Source organism: Tolumonas auensis DSM 9187 (genome assembly GCF_000023065.1).
Taxonomy (GTDB): domain Bacteria; phylum Pseudomonadota; class Gammaproteobacteria; order Enterobacterales; family Aeromonadaceae; genus Tolumonas; species Tolumonas auensis.
Genome location: NC_012691.1, coordinates 2,927,658 through 2,951,018, shown reverse-complemented (window position 1 = coordinate 2,951,018; position 23,361 = coordinate 2,927,658). Strand labels below are relative to the sequence as shown.

The window sequence follows — 23,361 nt, the reverse complement described above, 5'->3', positions numbered from 1 at the left end:
GCTCACGAAGAAAGGAACAGTTGTTGTAATAGATAGCAAAAAAAAATGGCGACTATCAAGTCGCCATCCGAAATTATTGTTTGTAGGTTTTCAGGAACCGGGCCAGTCGGCCTATCGCATCTTGTAATTGCTCTTCCGCTGGCAGGAAGACGATACGGAAGTGATCAGGTGCAGGCCAGTTAAAGCCAGTACCCTGCACGATCAGCATTTTTTCCTGCTGCAGCAGATCAAATACCATTTTCTGGTCATCTTTAATCGGATAAACCTTCGGATCTATGCGCGGGAACATATACATCGCGCCTTTCGGTTTAACACAAGATATGCCCGGAATATTGTTCAGCAGTTCCCAGGCCAGATCGCGTTGTTTACGCAGGCGACCACCGGGCAGGATCAGCTCGTTAATACTCTGATAACCGCCAAGGGCGGTTTGAATGGCAAACTGCATCGGCACGTTGGCACATAACCGCATCGAAGCCAGCATTTCCAGCCCTTCGATATAACCACGCGCGTGCTGTTTCGGGCCGCTGACCATCATCCAGCCTTGGCGGAAACCACAGGCGCGATAGGCTTTTGACAGGCCATTAAAAGTGACAACTAAGACGTCATCGCACAGGGTACAAATACTGTGATGGGCAATGTCGTCATAAATGATTTTGTCGTAGATCTCATCAGCGAAAATGATCAGATTGTTCTGACGCGCCACCTCAATCACTTCCAGCAGGAATTCGGTGCTGTACACCGCGCCGGTTGGGTTATTCGGGTTGATCAGCACAATGCCGCGTGTGCGTGGGGTGATTTTTGCTTTGATATCATCCAGATCCGGATACCAGTCAGCTTGTTCGTCACAGATATAATGCACCGGGCGGCCACCGGATAAGGTCACGGCGGCAGTCCACAGCGGATAATCTGGCGCAGGCACTAACAGTTCATCACCGTTGTTCAGTAATGCCTGCATTGACATCACGATCAGCTCACTGGCGCCGTTACCGATGTAGATGTCGTCCACATCCGCTTTGCGCAGACCTTTCTGCTGATAATACTGGGCAATGGCTTTACGTGGGGCAAATAACCCCTTGGAATCGCAGTAACCCTGACCCTGATGCATATTGACGATAACGTCTTTGATCACTTCTTCCGGGGCATCAAAGCCAAAGGAGGCCGGGTTACCGATGTTCAGTTTTAGAATGCGATGGCCTTCGTCTTCCAGACGACGGGCTTCTTTATGTACCGGACCGCGAATGTCGTAACAGACGTTGTCCAGCTTGTGTGATTTCTCAATAAGTGACATGACTACAACGCGCCTCTGCAATACTTGCGGGAGAACCGACAGACGGGCTGGCTCCCAGGGCGTCTATTGTTCTCCATATGCGATACTAACTCAATGGAATTTGTCGGTTTTTTCTTCTGACGCCTGGGCGATAAAATCAGATTGAAAAGTTTAATATTCTTGTGTTTTGTTATTATTCAGTGATTTCTATCGGTGCTTCCCGGTAAATCTGCTCTAAAATCTGTCGTTCAAACTTGTAATGAGGAGATGCAATCCGGTGTGCTTTTAATGCCTGGCGAACAGATGGTGGGAAGGTTAAGCCGTTTGCCATCAGCACAAATGCTTTGCGTTTTCCTGATGCGGTAGTGATAAATCCAGCCAGATTAGATACGTTTTGCAACGTACCTGTTTTTGCAGTGACATTTTTAACCAGCGGCGGGTTTTGCACACTGCCGCGAGATCCCAGCGTACCACTCATCCCGGCTACTGGTAATAATCCGATCAGCTTTAATTCATCATCGTGTAGTGCCATGTAATCCAGCACTTCCAGCATTTGTTTGGCGGTGATCAGGTTATGTGCTGAGAGGCCAGAACCATCGGCTAACAACGCCGATCCCAAATCGATGCCAGCTTTATTTTTCAATATGCCGCGCACCGCATCAGCGCCAGCTGCATAGCTGGCTGCGCGTTTCAGGTAATAGTGACCTAATGCGCGGGAAAGACTGTCAGCAATCAGGTTATCTGAGCGCTTCAGCATGCGATCCAGCAATTTTTTCAGTGGTGCGGAAGGTACATGCGCCAGCTCCACCAGATTGTCCGGAATGTGACGAACGGCTTTTACCTGCCCAGTCAGGTTGATGTCAGCACGTCGGGCTGCCCAGCTGACCAGTTCCACCCCCCACGCGGTCGGATCGGTGATTGCGAAGCTCAGTGGCCATGGCTTCCCGGATTGCTGGGGAATACAGCCTGTCAGATGATAGTTATTACTGGAGTTCATATCGACACGCAGATCACAGCCGGAATAATACTCCTGCTGCGTTACGACCCGAGCCTCACTGGTAATGGTAATCGGCTGGCCTGCGGGAATGATGGGTTCAGCGATGGCTCCCAACTGATTCGCTTTTAGCTGGGCAAAGACGCAGTTACGGTCGATGACGACAGCAGAGGCCGGAGCGGTAAAACAGATAGGTAAATCATTCCATGACCAGCCGTCACCATGGTCATATCCGCCATAGCCACTGACATCCAGCAGAATATCGCCATTGATCTGCGTTACTTTCTGCTGTTTCAGATAGGCCAGCAAATTGACCAGAGCCTGACGGGTTAGATCAGGGGCACCATCAAATTCCAGCACCAGATCGCCATTTAATACGCCGTTTTGGATTGCCCCTTTCGGTGCCAGCATCCGGGTTTTGAATTGCCAATCCGGACCAAAATAGAGGCTTGCTGCCAGTGCTGTCAGTAATTTCTGGGTGGATGCCGGGATCATAAAGGTATCGCCGTGATAAGCCGCCACGGAATCAGAACCAGGTTCTTTGAAAGCCAGTGCTATGCGGCTGCCCTCCGGTACAGAAATCGCGGCCTGAGCACTGCACACAGTCAAAACAGAAAGGAAGATCGCGAATGCAGAGCTAATAAATTTCAGCATAGTAATAAGTCTCAAAAGAGGATAGCGGAAGGTGTAATGCGCCGCTAAACACAGGATTTGTGCTGGCCGATTATAGAGAGCTCTCGCGCCGGCGCAACATTCGCAACACAAACGTGGCAAGATCATGTATCTTATAACGCGATTTTTTGCATAAAACCCTTAACCAGGTGAGAACAACCGATGATTATTGCTCCGAAAGTCCGAGGCTTTATCTGCACCACCACCCATCCTGCCGGCTGCGAAGCCAATGTCCGTCAACAAATTGCTTATGTAAAAAGCAAAGGCCCGCTGGCGAATGGCCCGAAACGGGTTTTGGTGATTGGCGCCTCTACCGGTTATGGTCTGGCATCCCGTATTACTGCTGCATTCGGTTCTGATGCGGCAACAATAGGTGTATTTCTGGAAAAAGCCGGTACAGAAAAGAAACCAGGCAGTGCTGGCTGGTATAACTCAGCTGCTTTCGATAAAGCGGCGAAAGAAGCCGGTCTTTATTCTAAGAGTGTTAATGGCGATGCATTTTCTGATGAATGCCGCGCTAAAGTTGTTGAACTGATCAAAGCAGATCTGGGTCAAGTTGATATGGTGGTTTACTCACTGGCTTCTCCAGTCCGTAAATTGCCAGCGACCGGCGAATTGATCCGTTCAGCGTTGAAACCAATCGGCGAAGTGTATACCGCTACGGCAGTTGATACGAATAAAGACGAGCTGATCGAAGCGCATGTAGAGCCCGCGAATGAAGAAGAAATCGCTAATACCATCAAGGTAATGGGCGGTGAAGACTGGGAACTGTGGTTACAGGCGCTGGATCAGGCTGGTGTACTGGCTGAAGGCGTGAAAACAGTTGCCTATAGCTACATTGGCACTGACATTACCTGGCCAATCTACTGGCACGGTACTCTGGGTCGCGCTAAGGAAGATCTGGATCGCGCCAGCAGCGCAATCCGTCAACAATTGAGCAGCAAAAATGGTACAGCGAATGTCGCCGTACTGAAATCTGTTGTGACCCAGGCTTCTGCTGCGATACCGGTGATGCCGCTGTATATTGCTATGTCTTTCAAACTGATGAAAGAGCAGGGCATTCATGAAGGTTGTATCGAACAGATCCAGCGTATGTTCTATACCCGCCTGTTTGATGGCGAATTTGTAACAGACGATGCTCAGCGTATCCGTATGGATGACTGGGAACTGCGTGAATCAGTACAGCAGGCGTGCCGCGATTTGTGGCCACAAGTAACGACTGAAAACCTGTCGCAGCTGACTGACTATCAGGGATATAAAGCTGAATTCCTGAAACTGTTCGGTTTTGGCTGGGAAGGCGTGGATTACACCGCGGATGTTAATCCGGAAGTAAATTTCGACGTCGTTGCTATGTAATAAATACTCTTTTGAATAAAAACGACGCCCCTCATCAGGGGGCGTCGGCATAAATACCAGGCATCCAATCTTACCTTCCAATATTTTGCGCAAACTCTTCCTGAGTCGCTCCTCTGTCTTATGATCTCTGTTTTCCTAATCGCATATTCCACCAAGTAAGTTCTCATAACTAATTGATAAATAATTACTATAATTAGACTGTCGGCAGATGCTATCCGGAAGAGTCAGAAAATCGATTCATACATGTGACTATGTCTATTCATTAAACGGCATATGGGGATGCATATGAGTGTATTTGGATTATTGAGTGGCTATTGGCCAGCTTCAGAAATATCTATCAATTTTCTGATTTTTATTAATGTATTCGGAGCATTGCTGTTGGGTCTGCTCGTTGGCTATGAACGTTCATATCATGGGCGTGCTGCTGGTATGCGGACTTACGGTCTGGTTTGTATGGCTTCGGCAGCACTGACTGTTATTGCTGGTTACTCTGATTATTGGTACAACGGTTTTGCAGACATGAGTGGAACGGAACCAACCCGAATAATTCAGGGGATAGTCACCGGGATTGGCTTCCTGGGAGCCGGAGTAATAATGAAAGAAGGATTCAGCATCAGCGGACTCAGTTCTGCGGCTTCGATCTGGACGGCATCTGCTATCGGTGTGATGGTTGGTGTTGGTTTCTATGGTGCCGCAATCTCGCTGGCTTTGTTATCCGTTATTTGCATGATGTGGATATCCCGGCTGGAACACTGGCTTCCCTCGCATAAAGCGTTAGCAATCACATTGCAATTTCAGAAAAACTTCATTCCCCGGGAAGCTGTTTTACGGGAAACAGCCATAAAATGTGGTTATGACATCAATAGTGAATCACTCTCTATTACATCGAAAGATGGATTCTCTGAATGGCATTTTGTTGCCAGCGCTCTTAGCAAAGACTGCGGTATCACTTTGGAGGAACTTACTCACGTGCTGGCTAAATTAGAGGGGATTGAAAACTTCGCTGTATCCCATGCTAAAAATTGATAAGAAATAAAGCGACCACACCGATGCATAAGTGGCGCGTACATCTTTACACGCCATGCTTCATCATACTTAAAAATAAAGATGTCTTCTCACTGCCGCTACCGTGGAGCCAACCAGATTCACAGCTTCAGCCAGTTGTTTTTCTGTACAACCAAAAGCCTCACACCAATTCATAACATCTGACGGATCGCTGATATTAATTTGTTTAACAGTGATGTTTTTATAGTCGCCCATTATTACCTCCTCATTCTATTGATCAAAATAGATAACAAATCAGGCGGTTAATGTATCCTAATGAGCACGCAAATGTAACCAAATATTTCATTATGATACTCAATATTGCGTGCCGTGTTGGATATCTATATAGCACATATAAGCACAATTACAGGGAGTTAAAAAATCAACAACTGCTTATATGTCTTATGCGATTTAGAGTGCTATGGCTGCAAAACCAGTATTCACAAATAAAAGCGACTGTTTGCCTGGATACTGATTAACGTGTCCTTCGGAAAACTCCCTTTCTTGTATATCAAAGAGGTTTGCCTTGGGTAATTTTACGGTTGGATGCTTGCTCTCGTTGGGGCTGAAATGCGGGAATAAGGGGATAACGACGCTAAATAGCAGAAATAATAGACTGCTTGCTGCAAAAAGCAGCACTCAGCAAAAATCTGCAATAAAGCGCTTGCCTAAAAAGTACGGCTCCCTATAATGCGACCCCACTGAGACGGCAGACGCCGCGACAGAGCGAGTTAAGTGGTTGTGACGAACGACACTTGACAAGCCAGAGGGAAAGCGTAGAATGCGCCTCCCTGACCCAATGCGGTCACGCTCTTTAACAATATATCAAGCAATCTGTGTGGGCACTTGCGTAGATTGATTAGATTGAAAAAATTTAATCAATGATGCGAGTGACTATTAAGAAACAAGTATTCATTGAGTCAAAAAACTTTAATTGAAGAGTTTGATCATGGCTCAGATTGAACGCTGGCGGCAGGCCTAACACATGCAAGTCGAACGGCAGCGGGGGATAGCTTGCTATCCTGCCGGCGAGTGGCGGACGGGTGAGTAATGCCTGGGGAGCTGCCCAATCGAGGGGGATACCAACTGGAAACGGTTGCTAATACCGCATACGCCCTGCGGGGGAAAGGTGGGGACCTTCGGGCCTACCGCGATTGGATGCACCCAGGTGGGATTAGCTGGTTGGTGAGGTAACGGCTCACCAAGGCGACGATCTCTAGCTGGTCTGAGAGGATGACCAGCCACACTGGAACTGAGACACGGTCCAGACTCCTACGGGAGGCAGCAGTGGGGAATATTGCACAATGGGGGAAACCCTGATGCAGCCATGCCGCGTGTGTGAAGAAGGCCTTCGGGTTGTAAAGCACTTTCAGTAGGGAGGAAGGGGTGATGTCTAATACGCATCATCATTGACGTTACCTACAGAAGAAGCACCGGCTAACTCCGTGCCAGCAGCCGCGGTAATACGGAGGGTGCAAGCGTTAATCGGAATAACTGGGCGTAAAGCGCACGCAGGCGGTTAGATAAGTCAGATGTGAAATCCCCGGGCTCAACCTGGGAACTGCATTTGAAACTGTCCGACTAGAGTCTTGTAGAGGGGGGTAGAATTCCAGGTGTAGCGGTGAAATGCGTAGAGATCTGGAGGAATACCGGTGGCGAAGGCGGCCCCCTGGACAAAGACTGACGCTCAGGTGCGAAAGCGTGGGGAGCAAACAGGATTAGATACCCTGGTAGTCCACGCTGTAAACGATGTCGATTTGGAGTTTGTGCCATTATGAGCGTGGGTTCCGAAGCTAACGCGATAAATCGACCGCCTGGGGAGTACGGCCGCAAGGTTAAAACTCAAATGAATTGACGGGGGCCCGCACAAGCGGTGGAGCATGTGGTTTAATTCGATGCAACGCGAAGAACCTTACCTGGCCTTGACATGCTGAGAAGTTTGTAGAGATACGAATGTGCCTTCGGGAACTCAGACACAGGTGCTGCATGGCTGTCGTCAGCTCGTGTCGTGAGATGTTGGGTTAAGTCCCGCAACGAGCGCAACCCCTATCCTTTGTTGCCAGCGAGTAATGTCGGGAACTCAAGGGAGACTGCCGGTGATAAACCGGAGGAAGGTGGGGATGACGTCAAGTCATCATGGCCCTTACGGCCAGGGCTACACACGTGCTACAATGGCGTATACAGAGGGAAGCGACCTCGCGAGAGCAAGCGGAACCCACAAAGTACGTCGTAGTCCGGATCGGAGTCTGCAACTCGACTCCGTGAAGTCGGAATCGCTAGTAATCGTGGATCAGAATGCCACGGTGAATACGTTCCCGGGCCTTGTACACACCGCCCGTCACACCATGGGAGTGGGTTGTACCAGAAGTAGTTAGTCTAACCCTTCGGGGAGGACGATTACCACGGTGTGATTCATGACTGGGGTGAAGTCGTAACAAGGTAACCGTAGGGGAACCTGCGGTTGGATCACCTCCTTACCTTAAACTAATTGACTATGTAAGTGTTCACACAGATTGCTTGATGATATTAAGAGCGACGAAGTGGGTGTCCTACCCACTTTCAGAGTCTAATAAATGAAAGAAGCCAGAGTCATATTGCAGGTAGCGATTACTGCACTATCACTGTGTCTTCTTAACTGGAAGACAGTTCTTTAAAAATTTGGAAAGCTGATAAAAGTTCAATCAAGACAAACAAGCGTCTTGGAAAAACTTGGTATGTAAACCAGTATAACTGGTCACATATGCAGCGTTGAGTAGGAAACTACTTGGGGTTGTATGGTTAAGTGACTAAGCGTACACGGTGGATGCCTAGGCAGTCAGAGGCGAAGAAGGACGTGCTAACCTGCGTTAAGCTGTGAGGAGTCGGTAAGAGACGCTATTACTCACAGATATCCGAATGGGGAAACCCACTGCATTTATGCAGTATTGCATGATGAATACATAGTCATGCAAGGCGAACCGGGAGAACTGAAACATCTAAGTACCCCGAGGAAAAGAAATCAACCGAGATTTCCTTAGTAGCGGCGAGCGAACGGGAATTAGCCCTTAAGTTTCTTGGAAGTTAGTGGAACAGTCTGGAAAGGCTGGCGGCACAGGGTGATAGCCCCGTACATGAAAACGACCTTGAGATGAAAACGAGTAAGGCGGGACACGTGGTATCCTGTCTGAACATGGGGGGACCATCCTCCAAGGCTAAATACTCCTGACTGACCGATAGTGAACCAGTACCGTGAGGGAAAGGCGAAAAGAACCCCTGTGAGGGGAGTGAAATAGAACCTGAAACCGTGTACGTACAAGCAGTGGGAGCCTCTTTGTGGGGTGACTGCGTACCTTTTGTATAATGGGTCAGCGACTTACATTCTGTAGCAAGGTTAACCGAATAGGGGAGCCGTAGGGAAACCGAGTCTTAACTGGGCGACTAGTTGCAGGGTGTAGACCCGAAACCGAGTGATCTAGCCATGGGCAGGTTGAAGGTGCCGTAACAGGTACTGGAGGACCGAACCCACTAATGTTGCAAAATTAGGGGATGACCTGTGGCTAGGGGTGAAAGGCCAATCAAACTCGGAGATATCTGGTTCTCCCCGAAAGCTATTTAGGTAGCGCCTCGGACGAATACTACTGGGGGTAGAGCACTGTTTCGACTAGGGGGTCATCCCGACTTACCAACTCGATGCAAACTCCGAATACCAGTAAGTACTATCCGGGAGACACACGGCGGGTGCTAACGTCCGTCGTGAAGAGGGAAACAACCCAGACCGCCAGCTAAGGTCCCAAAGTACTAGTTAAGTGGGAAACGATGTGGGAAGGCTCAGACAGCTAGGATGTTGGCTTAGAAGCAGCCATCATTTAAAGAAAGCGTAATAGCTCACTAGTCGAGTCGGCCTGCGCGGAAGATGTAACGGGGCTAAACTAGTCACCGAAGCTGCGGATTTGCACGCAAGTGCAAGTGGTAGGGGAGCGTTCTGTAAGTCTGTGAAGGTGTGTGGTAACGCATGCTGGAGATATCAGAAGTGCGAATGCTGACGTGAGTAACGTTAAAGGGAGTGAAAGACTCCCTCGCCGGAAGACCAAGGGTTCCTGTCCAACGTTAATCGGGGCAGGGTGAGTCGACCCCTAAGGCGAGGCTGAAAGGCGTAGTCGATGGGAAGCGGGTTAATATTCCTGCACTTTTTGTAACTGCGATGAGGGGACGGAGAAGGCTAAGTAAGCCAGCGGTTGGTAGTGCTGGTGAAAGGTGGTAGGGATGTACGGTAGGCAAATCCGCTGTACTTTATTCCGAGAGCCGAGACGAAGTGACTACGGTCATGAAGTTACTGATGCCACGCTTCCAGGAAAAGCCTCTAAGCTTCAGGTTACGAAGAATCGTACCCCAAACCAACACTGGTGGTCAGGTAGAGAATACCAAGGCGCTTGAGAGAACTCGGGTGAAGGAACTAGGCAAAATAGTACCGTAACTTCGGGAGAAGGTACGCTGTTGTTGGTGAAGGAATTTACTTCCGGAGCGAATGACAGCCGCAGTGACCAGGTGGCTGGGACTGTTTAACAAAAACACAGCACTCTGCAAACACGAAAGTGGACGTATAGGGTGTGACACCTGCCCGGTGCCGGAAGGTTAATTGATGGGGTTAGCGCAAGCGAAGCTCTTGATCGAAGCCCCGGTAAACGGCGGCCGTAACTATAACGGTCCTAAGGTAGCGAAATTCCTTGTCGGGTAAGTTCCGACCTGCACGAATGGTGTAACCATGGCCACGCTGTCTCCACCCGAGACTCAGTGAAATCGAATTCGCCGTGAAGATGCGGTGTACCCGCGGCTAGACGGAAAGACCCCGTGAACCTTTACTATAGCTTGACACTGAACATTGAACCTACCTGTGTAGGATAGGTGGGAGGCTTTGAAGTGATGACGCCAGTTGTCATGGAGCCGACCTTGAAATACCACCCTGGTATGTTTGATGTTCTAACCTCAACCCATTATCTGGGTCAGGGACAGTGTCTGGTGGGTAGTTTGACTGGGGCGGTCTCCTCCCAAAGAGTAACGGAGGAGCACGAAGGTGGGCTAATCACGGTCGGACATCGTGAGGTTAGTGCAATGGCATAAGCCCGCTTAACTGCGAGACGGACAGGTCGAGCAGGTGCGAAAGCAGGTCATAGTGATCCGGTGGTTCTGAATGGAAGGGCCATCGCTCAACGGATAAAAGGTACTCCGGGGATAACAGGCTGATACCGCCCAAGAGTTCATATCGACGGCGGTGTTTGGCACCTCGATGTCGGCTCATCACATCCTGGGGCTGAAGTTGGTCCCAAGGGTATGGCTGTTCGCCATTTAAAGTGGTACGCGAGCTGGGTTCAGAACGTCGTGAGACAGTTCGGTCCCTATCTGCCGTGGGCGTTGGATGATTGAGTGGGGTTGCTCCTAGTACGAGAGGACCGGAGTGAACGAACCGCTGGTGTTCGGGTTGTCATGCCAATGGCACTGCCCGGTAGCTAAGTTCGGAAAAGATAACCGCTGAAAGCATCTAAGCGGGAAACTTGCCACGAGATGAGTCATCCCTAGGACTATAAGTCCTCTGAAGGGCCGTTGAAGACTACGACGTTGATAGGTGGGGTGTGTAAGTGTAGTGATACATTGAGCTAACCCATACTAATGACCCGAGAGGCTTAACCATACAACACCCAAGTAGTTTTGAAGCGCTTGTTTGATTGATGAACGAATTAAAGACCGCGAGGTCACAGCTTTCCAAGACTTATTGCTAACGAGACCCAATGAGTTAGTGATAAGGGACCCGAATATGCCTGGCGGCAATAGCGCGATGGAACCACCTGTACCCATGCCGAACACAGAAGTGAAACGTTGTAGCGCCGATGGTAGTGTGGCATTCGCCATGTGAGAGTAGGACACTGCCAGGCTTCTAAATTGAAAGAACACAAAAACCCCGCTTACGCTGGGTTTTTGTGTTTTTATTTTTTAGTAGAAATTAATACTTAATTATTAATGTAATCCATTCTATTTCAGCCCCTGAATAGCATCTATCAGCGCAGTTTGTATCACTCTGTATGTCAGCCGCGCCATGATTGAATTCAATCATTCTGTGGGGCGACTGTTGGATATCGCATCAAAAAGGCCTTATCGACTCAATATTGAACTTACGCTGCAATATTACCCAATAATAATTCACAACCGCTGTGTGCCGAATAAACTGAACAAAACGTATGGCACACCAAGTTGCGTATTCCGGCGAAGTTGAACAGTGATTCTGGCCCAACGTGAACACCTCTTTTCTCAACGCATCACGTCCATTATGTTTTAGCCTGACTGTTCATCTTGCGTCAACTTATCCTGTCTTTTTCTCATCGATTCTCCTTTAAGTTGTAACCGGTGGGCGTTGTGCATTAACCGGTCAAGGATGGCATCGGCTAGCGTGTTATCACCGATACTCCCGTACCATTGTTCTGTCGGTAACTGGCTGATGACGATTGTGGAACTCTGTCCGTGCCGATCATCCATGATTTCCAGCAGGTCATTGCGATACGCCTGGGTCAATGGCTCCAGCCCCCAGTCATCAAGCACGAGTAACCGGGTTCGGGCTAGCTGTCTTAACAGTTTGTGGTAACTTCCATCGGCTTTAGCTTGTGTCAGCGCCTGCAACAGCCGGGATAGCCGGTAATAATGCACACTATAGCCATGCAGACAGGCGTTATGGCCGAACGCACAAGCCAGATAGGTTTTACCACTACCACAGGATCCGGTGATCAACAGATTCTGACCCCGGTTGATCCATTCGCTCTGCGCCAGTTGGGCGATCTGACTGCGTTCGACATTCCTCGGATGCTGATAGTCGATATCCTGCAACGTCACATTGAGTTTCAGGTGCGCTTGTTGCAGTAACCGCGATTGTTTCTTTTGCTCCCGATACAGATGTTCCTGTTCAACCAGCATGGCCAGCCGTTCGGTAAATGACAGTTCTGCATACGGTCCCGGTTGTTCCTGTTGCTGTTGTAATGCCTGCGCCATGCCGCCCAGTTTCAGTTCCCGTAAGCGGTTAAGTGTGGGTATGCTCATGTTCATTCCTCTTAATGGAAGCTCTGTGGGCCCCGGATATTTTCATGATCCTGCGGGAGTTCCAGCGTCACGATGGCGTGCACAGCCAGTTCATCCCGGCGGCTTTCTAATATCGATTTGATCTGTTTCAGACGAGTTAACCCTTCCTGGTTGGCAAGGCGGCAACTGTTATTCAGGCGAATGGGCAGATAAGTCCGGCTCAGGTTGAGTAATCCCAGGCAAAGACGATAAGCCTGTTCTGGATGCGCTTTTTCCGCTAACCGGGCAGTCACCCAGCGTAAGACATCCGGACCCATATCCTGCGCCCACTGTTTTAACCGGCCCGGTGTCCATTGCTGCTGATGACTGTGTTTCAGCGGCATATGACCGGTCTCTGTGGTGGTGCCGGGTACGCGTTTTCTGGGATGTGAGGCGACTAACTGCTGCCGGAAGTACACCCGGATCAATCCATCTGAGGCATGTAATTCGAGTGTTTCACCGACAAGCTGATGAGGGACAGAGTAATGATGCTGTTCAAATTGAACATGGTAATCGATATTCACTTTGACCCGTTTGATGGCGACATAGTGATAGGGATGCAGCGGCAAGGGCTTGAGTGCCGGGCGGTCGAGGTATTCAAACGCCTGACAGCGGTTCCCCGGTAACTGCTTGAAGGGTTTATTATTCAGCTCCATTAATAAGGTACGGATACACTGATTCACCTCTGCCAGCGAGAAGAAGGTGTAATGCCGAAGACGGGCTAAGATCCAACGCTCAACGATCTGCACACCGACTTCGGCTTTCGCTTTGTCTTTGGGTTTATAGGGCCGAGCTGGCATGACGGCGATCTGATAATGCTCCGCCAGTTGCTGATAGCTCGGGTTGAGTTCCGGATCGTAACGACAAGCGCTACTGACACCACTTTTCAGATTATCTGGGATCACCAGCTCCGGTGTACCGCCAAAGAACTCAAAGGTCCGAACATGACTTTGCAACCAGTCAGGCAGTGACTGCGTGAACGTCGCCTCCGCATAGGTGTAATTGGATGCGCCCAGTACGGCCACAAAGATCTGGACCTGACGGATCTCACCGGTCGTCGGTGAAACTACCGGCACCGTTGGTCCACAGTAATCGACAAAGCATTTTTCCCCGGCACGGTGGTGCTGACGCATGGAGCGTTTTTGTTTTTTACCCCACTGCGCATAACGGTCGCAAAACTGGGAATAACAGAAGCAACGATTGGGAAAGCGTTGAGTATATTCCTCCCACAGCAGCAGTTTGGTAACGCCTTTGCGTTTGAGCTCTTGATGCACTGAAGCCCAGTCAGGCACCTGATAACGGGATGACACGGTGGTATCGGCTTGCGGATAAAACAGCGCAGCAAGCTGACTGTCATCCAGTTCAGCAGGCAGCGGCCAGTTTAACGACAGTTCATCAGCTTTTTTCAGCAGCTTCTGAATAGCGCCAACACTGACTTTGGCGCTGGCATTTATTTGCCGGACAGATAAGCCAGCCTCAAGCCTGAGTCGCAGAATTTCACGGATTTTACGCATTGCAATCCTCTTGGCAGACATAGCCTCTCCCGGAGAAAAAGGGAAAGGTTATCAAGATTAAGAAAATCAATGCGTTGAAAAGAATTCTGGGTAATGTGAACAGTGATTCTGGCATGATGAACACTGATTCCGGCAAAGCGGCTAAAAGTGTTCACGATAAAACCGGAATGGGTGTTCACGTTGAAACAGAATAGGTGTTCACATTCAGCCGGAATGGCTGTTCACGATGCGCCGGAATATGCACAAGTTGTATCAGAAAGTGATGAACGTTTATTTGATGGATGGTTTTAATCGCTAAGCATTCATTGCCGGGGAAACAATTTTGCAAATAAAGTGTAATTTGCAGATCCCGCCCGCTATGGAAAATATAGATATTCAGCATAGTGGTGATTACAGTAGTGTTCTGTGTGGGTGATAAAAATAAATATTGAGGATACGAGATTACAGGCAGATGTATAAACAAAAAGGACTTACAACAATTTGATGTAAGTCCTTGATATATCTGGTGGCCCCTCCCCGGTTTGAACGGGGGACCAAGCGATTATGAGTCCTGTTATTGAATTATCTCTATATATCTTTATATATCTCAATTGATGTAAATGCACATACAAATCATTAAGTTATGTTGATGATGTGTTCTCGAGTGCTATCATTATATTACATTAAGTCTCAATATTACTTGACTTGATGCTTGACTTGAACTGTTCTTAAGTCAAGTAATGATTAATTGCTTGAGGATTGCACCATGGCAAAAGCAACGGGTTTGACGTTTAACAAAATTAAAGGTCTTAAGCCAAAGGAAACCCAGTATTACGAGTGGGATGTTACAGGGAAGCGAGGGCAGGGACGTTTAGGTGTTCGAGTTAATACATCTGGTGAGAAGGTTTTTATTTATCGTTATTTTGTCGATGGTAAGACCCGGTTCATACAGTTAGGGTTATTTCCAGCTATGAGTCTTGATGAAGCTGGACAGAAGACCAGGGAATTTGCCGGATTGTTAAAGGCAGGGCTTGATCCCAAAAATGAGCTTGAGCGCATGAGCCGAGTGCGTGAGGCACAAGAAAAAGCTGAAGCTGAAAAAGGCTCAATCAAACAGTTGATTGAGACCTATATCTGGAAAATGAAAACGGACGGTAAAAGGACTTACGCGGATGTATTACGGCGATTAGAAAAAGATGTTTATCCCGTCATTCCTCCAACAAAAAAAGCCAAAGAGGTCACATCGTTAGATATTAAGCAGATCCTGACTAACATGATTCAGCGTGGGGCTATTGTTCAGTCTAACCGGGTGCGTTCATATCTCCATGCTGCGTTTCAATATGGGCTTGGTGCAGATCTGGATCCTGCCAATAACCGTGAATCAGTTTTGTTTGGGTTAACTATGAATCCTGTTTCAGTCATCCCACGACAAGGCTATGCAGAGAAAGCTGGGCAGAACTGGTTGAGTCTTGAATGTGTTCAAAAATTGATGGCTATTTTTGAAGATGTGCCAAAGGTCGGTAGCTTACCTGCTCAGCTATTAAAGTTTTGCTTTTACACCGGTGGACAACGTCCTTATGAGTTAGCTGCCAGTGAGTGGTCTTCTGTTGATTGGGAACAACGAACTTTATTAGTTATAGACTCGATTTCTAAAAACAAACGGGAACATCTCATACCATTGACTGATAGTGCATTAGCTATTCTCAAAGAGCTGCATGAGAAAAATACTAATGGTAGCCGGTATATATTTCCTCAGAAAGATCCGGAAAAGCATTTTAGAACGGACTCTTTCGCCCAAGCTATTATCTATTTCAGAAAATCACATCCTGATTTTTCTGTGTTTGTTGCTCGTGATGTTCGCAGAACTTGTAAAACTCTTATGGGTGAGCTTGGTATCACAAAAGAACTGCGGGATCGTACTCAGAATCATGCGCAGAATGATGTGAGTTCACGTCATTATGACCGTTATAGTTACCTACCGGAGAAGCGCAGAGCTCTTGAGGCATGGGAAGCCAGGCTTAATAGCACTGATACCGGAGTAAATGTAATTAAGTTTGTTAATGGCTGAGCTAGTTTTTTGTAAAACTGTATGAAAAGTGAACGGTTGTTTGGAGCTGTTATTGCATATCTTAATTCATCTCTGATAACCTAAACGTGTTTAATTAAATTGCAATTAACCTTTTTATTCTGGTCTGGAAGGTAATATATCTATTATGTTATGTATGGATCTAAAATTGATTGATGACCCAAGAATGATTTGGTCTAAATCTTATTTAGATTTTTGCTTCGAACAGCTTGAAAAAATAGATGCAGACTCGTTACCTATCTCCCTTGAAGAAAAGGCTAAACAAAAACGCATTGCTCAGCTGTTGCTTATTCTGACTATAGTCAGAATTAAGAGATATCTGGAATCTCTATTCCGTCTGGCTGTTTCACTTTTCATTCTTCCTGCCATCTGGGTTTGCAAACCAACCAAGTTTGCCCGCATCACGCCGTTTATATACTTTCCTTAATTTCCGTCAGAACACTCTTTCGCGTAGTGCCTCGATGAGCTCTATGCGTCGATTTTTATTCTTCAAATTTCTTTAATCGAATTTTTGCCTCACAAAGAGGAAATGCATTCTATGGAACAAATCATCTCTATTCCAAAAATGGAAAAGTTAGTAAACCGCGATTACAAAACTTTGTGGACTTGGTGCAAAAACGGGAAATTTCCACAGCCTGTGCGTGTAAATGGTCGTGCTATTGGCTGGACTGAGGCGTCCTACCAGAAATGGCTATCTGATTCGTTGGCAGCGTAGGGAGGTAGTATGAAAGAGTTAATCAATCTGCAACTAGCAGAGATGGCTGGTAATCAAATTCATGCTGTCGATGCGCGTGAGTTACATACTTTTCTTGAAGTTGGCCGTGATTTTTCCACATGGGTAAAAGACCGGGTTGAACAATACGGTTTCGTTGAAAATATTGACTATATCAAGTTTGATTCCCCAAAACCGGGGAATCAAAAACAACGAGGCGGCGATCGTCGCCGCCAAGAATATACGTTGTCGATTGATATGGCTAAAGAGCTATCAATGGTGGAAAACAACGAGCAGGGGCGTATTGCCCGACGATATTTTATTGATTGTGAAAAATGTTTGATTGCTATCGCTCCAGAACAGCACCAGATCTCGGTAAATGGCTGGCGCAAAGCCAGAATTGAAACTCGTGATTATCAGAAGATCATGGCAGCGGCATTAAACCTATCAAGAGCACGTCAGGGGAAATACACCAAGGCTACTCATTACACCAATGAAGCCAATATGTTGTATGGGGTATTGCTTGGCACAACAGCGAAAAAATGGATGACATCCAAAGGGTTAACTGGCGAATTGAGGAAATATCTCACTGCTGCCCAGCTTGTGAACTTGGCTTATCTGGAACGCACCAATGTCGCGTTGATAGAGCTTGATATGAGCTATCAGCAGCGCAAAGAGAAGTTAACAGAGCTACTTAATCGTCATCTTTTGGAAATGGTATCATGACTGAAATATTAAAAATCAGTGATATTGCCAGGGCTGCACAGGGTCAGTGGGGAGGTATCTTCCCCACTCTTGGCATCAATGTTCCAGCAAGGGGCAAACATGGTCCTTGCCCTATTTGTGGTGGCAAGGACCGCTTTCATTTCGACGACATTGAAGGCCGTGGTACTTGGATTTGCCGCAAGTGTGAAGGTAAACAGGCTGGAGATGGTCTTGATCTGGTGTGCAAAGCAACAAGCAAAGATAACAAGTCAGCTTCGTTGCTGGTTGCGCAGGCATTAGGACTAACAGCAGGGTTAGATGTCGATACTATCCGCGCCAATAAAGCCAGATCACAACGTCAGGCCGAACAGGAACGACAACGGGAACATGCCAGGCACAAGGCCGCCACAGATCTGGCTCAAAATATCCTGAACCAATGCCAGCCAGCCAAAGGACACCCCTATATGGTCGGTAAAGGCTTGGCTGAGTGTGAGGTGCTGATTCTGCAAAGTCCGGTGATGGCCGGTAACGTGGAATTGAAACAGGGGGTTTCAGTTATTCCGCTGTATAACGCAGCCAGAGAGCTGACTACCTGCCAGACCATTGATAATTCCGGACATAAATATCTGCTGGCTGGTGGCCGTAAAGCTGGTTCATTCCATTGCATACCTGGCTCTGAGGTGTTGGCTATCTGTGAAGGTTACGCCACCGGGCTATCGGTTCACCTGGCTACCGGGTTCACTGTTTACTGTGCCATTGATGTCGGGAACCTTCGGGCGGTGGCTGAGACGGTGAGAGACCAACACCCAAGCGCTGAAATCATACTGGCTGCTGACAATGATGCAGATCACCAGGAAAACATCGGACTAATCAAAGCTAAATCTGCTGCTGATGCGGTTGGTGGGATTGTGGCATTACCACCGGTATCCGGTGACTGGAACGACTACCACCAGCACCACGGCATAGATAAAACCAGAGAGGCTATTCTGATGAGCCGCAAACAAAGCAATGTTGTTTCACTGGCAGACAAAACCCGCCCCGCCAAATCACCAATTGATGATTTAAAGCCACGTATTGAGGCTAAGGGAAGTGATCTGGTTTATGTCGTGCCTAAGATGGATAGAGACACTGGTGAAATTCACGAAACCCAGAACTGGCTGTGTACTGCCATTGAGCTAATTGGTCGGGGCAGGGATGAGGATGGGGCCCACTTTCGCATGATCCGCTGGAAAGAAAATGGCACTGGTACAGAACGCACGGATGCTTTTCCTTTGGAGATTGTCGGGGAGCGTGAGGGCTGGGCCCGTATGCGCCGTGGTGGCCTCTCTGTCACAACATCCCGAATGCTACGCGCTCACCTAGGCAACCATATGCAGTTAGCCGGGTCAGATCAATTCTGTCGAGTGGTTTCCCGTAGTGGCTGGCAACATGGCGCTTATGTTCTACCCAATGCTGAGGTAGTTGGAAACCCAGTTGATCCGGTGTTCTTCAATGGACGATCTGCCAGTGCCAATGCTTATCGTGTCAGTGGCACTGTGGCGCAATGGCAGGAACAGGTAGGCGCACTGGCTCGGGATAATGTTTGCATGATGCTGGGTGTGGCTTGTTCGCTGGCAGCACCAGTGTTGGACTTGGTAGAGGCAGATAGCTTTGGGGTTCATCTGTTCGGTAATTCCGGCACAGGAAAAACAACTATTGGTATGGTGGCTAACAGTGTCTGGGGTCATCCTGAAGAACTGAAACTGAGTTGGTACTCCACCGCGCTGGGTTTGGCTAATGAGGCAGCAGCACATAATGACGGACTGATGTCGCTGGATGAGATCGGGCAAAGTACCAAACCCAAAGATGTGGCCACTTCGGCCTATGCGTTATTCAACGGGGTCGGGAAGATACAAGGCGCTAAAGATGGTGGTAACAGGGAGGCGATGCGTTGGCGTGTATTGGCGCTAAGTACCGGTGAAAAGGACTTAGAAACCTTTTTGCATGAAGCTGGTGAAAAGGTACATGCGGGGCATCTGGTGCGCCTGCTGAACGTTCCTATCCAGGCTATTACCAATATTCACGGACTGGCTGACAGTCGGGCCCATGCTGATGCTGTACAACAGGCTGCAAAACGTTGCTATGGCGCAGTGGGGCGTGAATGGGTCAATTATCTGGCCGTCCACAAAGACGATGTGATCCACGCAATTAAAACAGCCATTACCGCATGGCAGGCAAGATTGCCGGAGAAAGCCAGTGATCAAGTTCGCCGAGTAGCGTCCCGTTTTGCCATTCTGGAAGCCGCATTGGTATGTGGTTCTCATTTGACTGGGTGGATGCCTGACGAAAGCAAAAAGGCTGTGCAGCGATGTTTTAATGAATGGGTCGAGCTGTTTGGCATGGAGAACCGAGAACGGAAGACCATCATTGATCAGGTGATCGCATTCCTGAATAGCAATGCGTTCAGCCGTTATATGGTACTCCCATATGACTATACTGCCCCTCAAATCCGTGATGCTGCAGGGTATCGCAAACAGGAAGATCCTAAAGCGGAGGAATGGACGTTTTTCACCTTTCCTCATGTCTTCGAAAAGGAAGTATCGAAAGGTTTCAACCCAAAGATGGTGGCACAAATCATGGCAGATTGCGGTATGTTGAAACGAGACAATGGCAAGGATGCAGGCTTTACCAAACGAACACCTCGGATAGATGGGAGACAGATCCGGTGTTATACCTTGTTGTTTGCGCCTGATGATACCGACCAAGAGGGAGGTGTTTAGCTATCTCTCATCGCCCGGTGAATATCCGGGCATTTCTTTCTCTGCAATCTTTTACGTGTGAAATAAAAAATCCTGTCTCAGTTGTCACACTTGTCTCAGTTATAAAATATATAAATAAATCATGTTTTTATAAGTTAAACCTGTGACAGAAGTGAGACGGCCGTGACAGAGCATGTGATATAAAAAAGTGAGCTATCAGAGCGTGAGACAGAAATCAGACAGACTGAGACAGGCAAAAACAGGCTAACTTGTCTCAAAATGTTGAGTTTAATGCTTTGATTTGTATAAATAAAAAATCAATGAGACAAGTGAGACGGGTGTGACAGCCACTTTTCTATATATATAGTTTCTGAAACAATAAATATGACCGCACAAATAGCAATCTATGGTTGGCTAATGGTTGATTGAACCATAACCGCACCAAACCCAAACAGGTACAGCCATTATACCCGCAACGATGGCGGGTATTTACCCCTGTAGTGGTATATACCTTTGTAAAGACAGCTATCTCGGCATTGTTTGTGTCTCAATCTTAGCTAATTCATTCAAGATTGATTCTGATCAGCAAAATAGAAAGATTGCTATCGCATGCTTGAAGAATCAAGTGAAACTACGATAAAAGAGCGCATACAGGGTGGCCAGTTTAAATTTCTTAAACCGTTCAATACTGTCTATTCAATAATGGAGATAAACATGGATGTCATGAAGTGGCTATTAATTGCCGCAATGTTCTTCCCTTCTGTTTCATTTGCTTGTGCGTTTGATGTTGACTGCTCACCTGGTAGCAAATGTTTAAAGGGATCAGGGCAGCTATATGGATATTGTGCTGGCGGAATCAGCCCGGGTAACTCAAACGATAGCAATCCTGCTTATAACCCGCTGGATCTAAGTGGGTCAGCCGGTGATACATGTAGCTTTAACACTGATTGTGGTGTTGGCGGACGATGCTTAAAAGAAGCAGGATACGTGGACGGTGTTTGCATATCAAGATAAATGAAAAATACACCCCGAGGGTGCTGTTCCGTGGCCTTTCTTGTATCTGTCGTCTATGTGACACTAATTTATGAGCCAATATTTCACAAAACTACGTCGACTTATTCACTCAATTAACCGAACGCTCGCATATATTTTGGTGATATTTTGTCAGCGTTTCATAGGTATAGCCTGAATTACTATTGATGTACTAACTCTGTCAATGGCTGAGTAATCACTACAGAACTGGATACTGCTTAAAAACGAAACGTGGGCGGCAAGGTTAAATTGCTGGCGCACCTAGAGGCAATAACAGTCCGGTTCAGCATGGTGAATACTGCCGTTCGAAGATAGATGTTGACTGTTCCAGCACACTAGAATTGCTCAGAGTGAATGCTGTGATTTTGCGAACGTAGCTTTATCTGCCTGATCTTGGCAAGGGCTCGTCATCTGAAGTGCGGGAATATTTACGCTTAACTAGGTGTCCATCAAATCGGGGTAAAACCAACATCCATCTTGGCATTACTTGTGCCGTGAGCCTAGCTAACGTATTCAATATTGATCCTGATCAGTCAAACGGAAAGATTATTGTCTTGATGCTTGAGGTATCAAGTAGAACCACGATAAAAAGTATATACAGGACGGACCTGTGAAATTGCTTAAGCCGTTTAATCTGGCATGCCAAACTATGCAGAACAATGGAAACTGCTGGAGTATTGGGGCGGTTAAGCAGATGGTATAGATCTCTAATTACTGGTGTTTAAAATGAATGGATTCAGGTTTATTTCTCGGATATTAATAGCAATTTTATTTCTTTCATCTAGCAATCAAGTGTCTGCTGCGTTTAGGACTGGAGCGGATCTATATGAAGGCGCCACAGATTATACAAATAACAAGGAGTCTTTTGCCGCAGATTACTTTATGGGGTATGTGGTTGGAACGATTGATTCATATGGCATTGATTTAATGGTTCCAGCTAACGTGACGGTTGGACAAATGTGTTTTATTGTCAAAAAATATCTTACGGAGCATCCAGAAGAGTGGAACAAACCAGCCCCATCCATTATATCCGATGCTATACATGAAGCATTCCAAGAGGGTCGAGGTCAGCGTAAAAGCAAAAAAGGGAGTTGATAATGAAAAACTGGTTTTACTGTTCATGACTTTACTTTCTATTTGCATTAGCACTACAGGTTACTCAGGAAACTGCCAGCATGATTGCGCTCGTGCAGCAGACGGTTCTCGTTGTGGCGGCCGTTCATCTGAAACTTGCTCGGGAGGATTAATTTTATAAACCTTTTCTACAAATATAAGGCTGCTTCGGTGGTTTTTTTACCTCTGGATTTTATGTGTTAGCCAGTTGATATAGGAACATCAGATAAATTTTCTGACTGAGTAAAACTGCGAATTTCGCAGAATGGAATACAAACAATTCGCAGTTTTATTCGCACTATAAAAGTGCCAGGAGCTGACATAGACTGGCTGAATTAGTGGTTACTTAAGTCTGCATCTAGTATTTCGTAGAAGTGCCCCCGCTAATCATTTTTTACCGGGGACATTCAAGTTATTAAAACTGTTCAATCCTGCATATACATGGTAACTGTAGGATCGTAGCGGTCTTCATAGAGAGAAAAATAAAACTTTAAGGAAAGAGTATGAGTGATTGTGATAACGTTTATAAATTATATACAAAAAGTATAATAGCTTCTATCGCTGTATTTTCAGCAGTATCTGTAGCTTCATACACTTACTATTTATCAGTAGTTCCACAAACATATGATGAATGCGTTATACAGTCAGTTCCTAACATGAATGACAAGGCACTGGCCAAAGTAGTTATTGACTCATGTTTGAATAAGTTCTCTCAAAATGCGATTCAGCTTTTACCGAATGATATAAGTGGCCTTACGGGGTTTGGTTCTGCAAAAAAATCAGCGTATTCAGATAAAAATGATGAGTTTTCTGCGGAGTTATATAACGGGAACGAAAACACATATATCAACCGTGTTGTTATTGGTGTTGGTTCATCAACTGACATAAAGAATTACAGCGTAAACGTCAACCTTCCACCATATTCAAAAACGTATGTTACATTTCACATACTGCCTGTATCTGATACAGACAAAGGAGAGTGGGTTATCGCCAAAGCGTTCGGAAGTGTTAAAAACAAACAGTAATAGAAAATCCAATAATTAGGCTGTCGTTCGGCAGCCTTTTTGTATCC

Annotated in this window: 15 protein-coding genes and 3 rRNA genes; 13 read left to right on the top strand and 5 right to left on the bottom strand. The window is 47.0% G+C overall.

From position 1 onward, the window contains the following. Positions 1–73 precede the first annotated feature (73 nt). Together TOLA_RS13685 and dacB are read right to left on the bottom strand one after the other, a co-directional pair. Positions 74–1,288 (bottom strand): pyridoxal phosphate-dependent aminotransferase, encoded by a 1,215-nt coding sequence (locus TOLA_RS13685; RefSeq protein WP_015879731.1) that lies wholly within the window; start codon positions 1,286–1,288, stop codon positions 74–76. A gap of 172 nt (positions 1,289–1,460) precedes the next feature. After that, positions 1,461–2,915 carry a D-alanyl-D-alanine carboxypeptidase/D-alanyl-D-alanine endopeptidase gene (dacB, locus tag TOLA_RS13680; protein WP_015879730.1) on the bottom strand — a complete coding sequence of 485 codons (1,455 nt, stop codon included), beginning with the start codon at positions 2,913–2,915 and terminating at the stop codon, positions 1,461–1,463. Positions 2,916–3,095: 180 nt separating this feature from the next. Between dacB and fabV the strand changes: the two genes are divergently transcribed. After that, positions 3,096–4,289 carry an enoyl-ACP reductase FabV gene (gene fabV, locus TOLA_RS13675; protein ID WP_015879729.1) on the top strand — a complete coding sequence of 398 codons (1,194 nt, stop codon included), beginning with the start codon at positions 3,096–3,098 and terminating at the stop codon, positions 4,287–4,289. A 285-nt stretch (positions 4,290–4,574) separates the two neighbouring features. Beyond that, positions 4,575–5,315, top strand: coding sequence for an MgtC/SapB family protein (locus TOLA_RS13670; protein ID WP_015879728.1), 741 nt, complete (start codon positions 4,575–4,577; stop codon positions 5,313–5,315). A gap of 69 nt (positions 5,316–5,384) precedes the next feature. Here the strand turns inward: TOLA_RS13670 and TOLA_RS16565 are convergent, their stop codons facing one another. After that, positions 5,385–5,549: a DUF3606 domain-containing protein gene (locus TOLA_RS16565; protein WP_015879727.1), complete on the bottom strand. Its 165-nt coding sequence runs from the start codon at positions 5,547–5,549 to the stop codon at positions 5,385–5,387. 715 nt (positions 5,550–6,264) lie between these two features. Between TOLA_RS16565 and TOLA_RS13665 the strand changes: the two genes are divergently transcribed. The 3 genes from TOLA_RS13665 to rrf all read left to right on the top strand — a co-directional run bounded on the left by TOLA_RS13665 (position 6,265) and on the right by rrf (position 11,239). Then, positions 6,265–7,810: ribosomal RNA gene (locus TOLA_RS13665) — 16S ribosomal RNA — on the top strand. A gap of 299 nt (positions 7,811–8,109) precedes the next feature. Further along, positions 8,110–10,998, top strand: a 23S ribosomal RNA gene (locus TOLA_RS13660). Positions 10,999–11,124: 126 nt separating this feature from the next. Next, positions 11,125–11,239, top strand: a 5S ribosomal RNA gene (rrf, locus tag TOLA_RS13655). The 16S, 23S and 5S rRNA genes sit together here, the layout of an rRNA operon. A gap of 397 nt (positions 11,240–11,636) precedes the next feature. Here rrf and istB read toward each other — a convergent pair. After that, entirely contained in the window at positions 11,637–12,392 is a 756-nt protein-coding gene (gene istB / locus TOLA_RS13650; RefSeq protein ID WP_015879726.1) for an IS21-like element helper ATPase IstB, read from the bottom strand. Between the two features lie 11 nt (positions 12,393–12,403). Beyond that, a complete protein-coding gene (gene istA / locus TOLA_RS13645) occupies positions 12,404–13,945 on the bottom strand; it encodes an IS21 family transposase (RefSeq protein WP_015879725.1) in 1,542 nt (513 codons plus the stop codon). A 724-nt stretch (positions 13,946–14,669) separates the two neighbouring features. Between istA and TOLA_RS13640 the strand changes: the two genes are divergently transcribed. The 8 genes from TOLA_RS13640 (at position 14,670) to TOLA_RS13610 (ending at position 23,314) form a co-directional block, all read left to right on the top strand. Then, positions 14,670–15,971 (top strand): tyrosine-type recombinase/integrase, encoded by a 1,302-nt coding sequence (locus TOLA_RS13640; protein WP_015879724.1) that lies wholly within the window; start codon positions 14,670–14,672, stop codon positions 15,969–15,971. A gap of 166 nt (positions 15,972–16,137) precedes the next feature. After that, entirely contained in the window at positions 16,138–16,416 is a 279-nt protein-coding gene (locus TOLA_RS13635) for a hypothetical protein (RefSeq protein WP_148210455.1), read from the top strand. Between the two features lie 111 nt (positions 16,417–16,527). After that, positions 16,528–16,704 carry a helix-turn-helix transcriptional regulator gene (locus TOLA_RS13630; RefSeq protein ID WP_015879722.1) on the top strand — a complete coding sequence of 59 codons (177 nt, stop codon included), beginning with the start codon at positions 16,528–16,530 and terminating at the stop codon, positions 16,702–16,704. 9 nt (positions 16,705–16,713) lie between these two features. Next, positions 16,714–17,427, top strand: coding sequence for an antA/AntB antirepressor family protein (locus TOLA_RS13625; protein WP_015879721.1), 714 nt, complete (start codon positions 16,714–16,716; stop codon positions 17,425–17,427). Continuing rightward, positions 17,424–20,165, top strand: coding sequence for a DUF927 domain-containing protein (locus TOLA_RS13620; RefSeq protein ID WP_015879720.1), 2,742 nt, complete (start codon positions 17,424–17,426; stop codon positions 20,163–20,165). The genes TOLA_RS13625 and TOLA_RS13620 overlap by 4 nt, the downstream gene beginning before the upstream one ends. A gap of 588 nt (positions 20,166–20,753) precedes the next feature. After that, entirely contained in the window at positions 20,754–21,158 is a 405-nt protein-coding gene (locus tag TOLA_RS16715; protein ID WP_148210454.1) for a hypothetical protein, read from the top strand. A gap of 744 nt (positions 21,159–21,902) precedes the next feature. Continuing rightward, complete coding sequence (locus tag TOLA_RS13615; RefSeq protein ID WP_015879719.1) at positions 21,903–22,271, top strand: Rap1a/Tai family immunity protein; 369 nt, start codon at positions 21,903–21,905, stop codon at positions 22,269–22,271. Positions 22,272–22,792: 521 nt separating this feature from the next. Continuing rightward, a complete protein-coding gene (locus TOLA_RS13610; RefSeq protein WP_015879718.1) occupies positions 22,793–23,314 on the top strand; it encodes a hypothetical protein in 522 nt (173 codons plus the stop codon). Positions 23,315–23,361 lie beyond the last annotated feature (47 nt).

Bases quoted from the DNA above. Each gene is read 5' to 3' on its own strand.
- TOLA_RS13615 (WP_015879719.1), top strand. From the start codon at position 21,903: ATGAATGGATTCAGGTTTATTTCTCGGATATTAATAGCAATTTTATTT.
- TOLA_RS13620 (WP_015879720.1), top strand. From the start codon at position 17,424: ATGACTGAAATATTAAAAATCAGTGATATTGCCAGGGCTGCACAGGGT.
- dacB (WP_015879730.1), bottom strand. From the start codon at position 2,915: ATGCTGAAATTTATTAGCTCTGCATTCGCGATCTTCCTTTCTGTTTTG.
- fabV (WP_015879729.1), top strand. From the start codon at position 3,096: ATGATTATTGCTCCGAAAGTCCGAGGCTTTATCTGCACCACCACCCAT.
- TOLA_RS13625 (WP_015879721.1), top strand. From the start codon at position 16,714: ATGAAAGAGTTAATCAATCTGCAACTAGCAGAGATGGCTGGTAATCAA.
- TOLA_RS13610 (WP_015879718.1), top strand. From the start codon at position 22,793: ATGAGTGATTGTGATAACGTTTATAAATTATATACAAAAAGTATAATA.
- TOLA_RS13630 (WP_015879722.1), top strand. From the start codon at position 16,528: ATGGAACAAATCATCTCTATTCCAAAAATGGAAAAGTTAGTAAACCGC.
- TOLA_RS13685 (WP_015879731.1), bottom strand. From the start codon at position 1,288: ATGTCACTTATTGAGAAATCACACAAGCTGGACAACGTCTGTTACGAC.
- TOLA_RS16565 (WP_015879727.1), bottom strand. From the start codon at position 5,549: ATGGGCGACTATAAAAACATCACTGTTAAACAAATTAATATCAGCGAT.
- TOLA_RS16715 (WP_148210454.1), top strand. From the start codon at position 20,754: ATGCTTGAAGAATCAAGTGAAACTACGATAAAAGAGCGCATACAGGGT.
- istA (WP_015879725.1), bottom strand. From the start codon at position 13,945: ATGTCTGCCAAGAGGATTGCAATGCGTAAAATCCGTGAAATTCTGCGA.
- TOLA_RS13670 (WP_015879728.1), top strand. From the start codon at position 4,575: ATGAGTGTATTTGGATTATTGAGTGGCTATTGGCCAGCTTCAGAAATA.
- TOLA_RS13640 (WP_015879724.1), top strand. From the start codon at position 14,670: ATGGCAAAAGCAACGGGTTTGACGTTTAACAAAATTAAAGGTCTTAAG.
- istB (WP_015879726.1), bottom strand. From the start codon at position 12,392: ATGAGCATACCCACACTTAACCGCTTACGGGAACTGAAACTGGGCGGC.